This is a genomic window from Streptomyces sp. UH6 (assembly GCF_013421635.1).
Classification (GTDB): domain Bacteria; phylum Actinomycetota; class Actinomycetes; order Streptomycetales; family Streptomycetaceae; genus Streptomyces; species Streptomyces abyssomicinicus.
Window position 1 is genome coordinate 1 of sequence record NZ_JACADT010001294.1, and the last position, 1,283, is coordinate 1,283.

General features: G+C 73.2%; 1 protein-coding gene and 1 pseudogene. Both read right to left on the reverse strand.

Going from position 1 to position 1,283, the window contains the following annotated elements; translation table 11 throughout:
* Positions 1-199 (reverse strand): annotated as a pseudogene (locus tag HW445_RS31385) (oxidoreductase); the annotation flags it as partial.
* Between the two features lie 20 nt (positions 200-219).
* Complete coding sequence (locus HW445_RS31390; protein WP_180224164.1) at positions 220-1,098, reverse strand: metal-dependent hydrolase; 879 nt, start codon at positions 1,096-1,098, stop codon at positions 220-222.
* Positions 1,099-1,283: the final 185 nt, after the last annotated feature.

Consider the following 1,283-nt stretch of genomic DNA (forward strand, 5'->3'; position numbering starts at 1 on the left):
CGTCCGGGGCCACGTACTCCCGCCGGGCCACCGTGAGTTCGGCGGGGCGGCCGCCCTCCGGCGGGCGGGGCCGGTACCGCCTGCGGCTGGTCAGCGGAACGTACAGGGACGTGAACCGCTGAAGGCCGGTCAGGAAGCGGTCCGGCCGGTCCTTGCCGAACAGGTCCGGCGGCGGGGTCGGTCGTGGCGGCCTGGGCATGCGGTTCTCCTGCGTCTCGGTCAGTGGGCGGCGGCCCGGGCGGCCGGCGAGGTGCCGAGGTAGGCGACGGCCTGCTCCGTCGACCCCTCCTGGGTGGGGTGGTAGCCCGGGCCCAGGTAGCGCAGCACGGAGACGACGAGTCTCACCGGGTCGGGCAGCAGTCCCCTGCGCGCGGCCCTCGCCACGTCCCGCCACCGGGCCCTGCTCCCCGGGCGGCGTTCGGGGTCCACCGCGGCCAGGTACCTGACCCCGCGGATCCACAGCCGGGCCAGGGTCGTGGTGGCGATCACCATCGTGCGGATGCGGCGGACGTAGCCGCGGTCGAGGTGCCGCAGCAGGTCGTAGGCGACGGCGCGGTGTTCGACCTCCTCCGCGCCGTGCCAGCGCAGCAGGTCGAGCATGACCGGGTCGGCGCCGGCGCGGTCGAGCGCCGTCGCGTTGAGGATCCAGTCGCCGAGGAAGGCGGTGAAGTGCTCGATCCCGGCGATGATCGCGACGCGCTCGATCAGGTACTGGCGCTCCCGGCGGGGGCCTTGACCGGGGATGTCGCCGAGCACGTGGTGGAAGAGGTACGCGACCTGCGTGACGTAGGGGTCGATCGGCACGCCCTTGGCGGCCAGGTGGTCCAGCACGCCCTGGTGGGCCTCGGCGTGCACGGCCTCCTGGCCGGTGAACCCGAGGACCCGGGCCCGCAGTTCCTCGTCCGTGATCAGCGGCATCGTCTGCAGGAAGACCCGCACGAACCAGCGTTCGCCCTCCGGGAGCAGCAGGTGCAGCACGTTGACCACGTGGGTGGCCAGGGGTTCGCGGGGGATCCAGTGCAGCGGCAGGTTCTCCCAGTCGAACCGGACGTCGCGGGGCGTCAGCACCAGGTCGTCGTGCTCGTCGCTCTTCCTCATCACGGCTCCTGATCACGGCTCCCGGCAGTCGGACGCGGGCAGCCGACCGTTCGGCCCCTCCGGGGTTACCTACGGTAAGACCTACTGAATCCGTGTCAACAGCCCGGACGCGACCTCTTCGCGACGCCTCTCCGCGGACTCCGCGCGGCCCCGTCCGCTCCGCGGGCTCCGCGCCCGGGAACGCC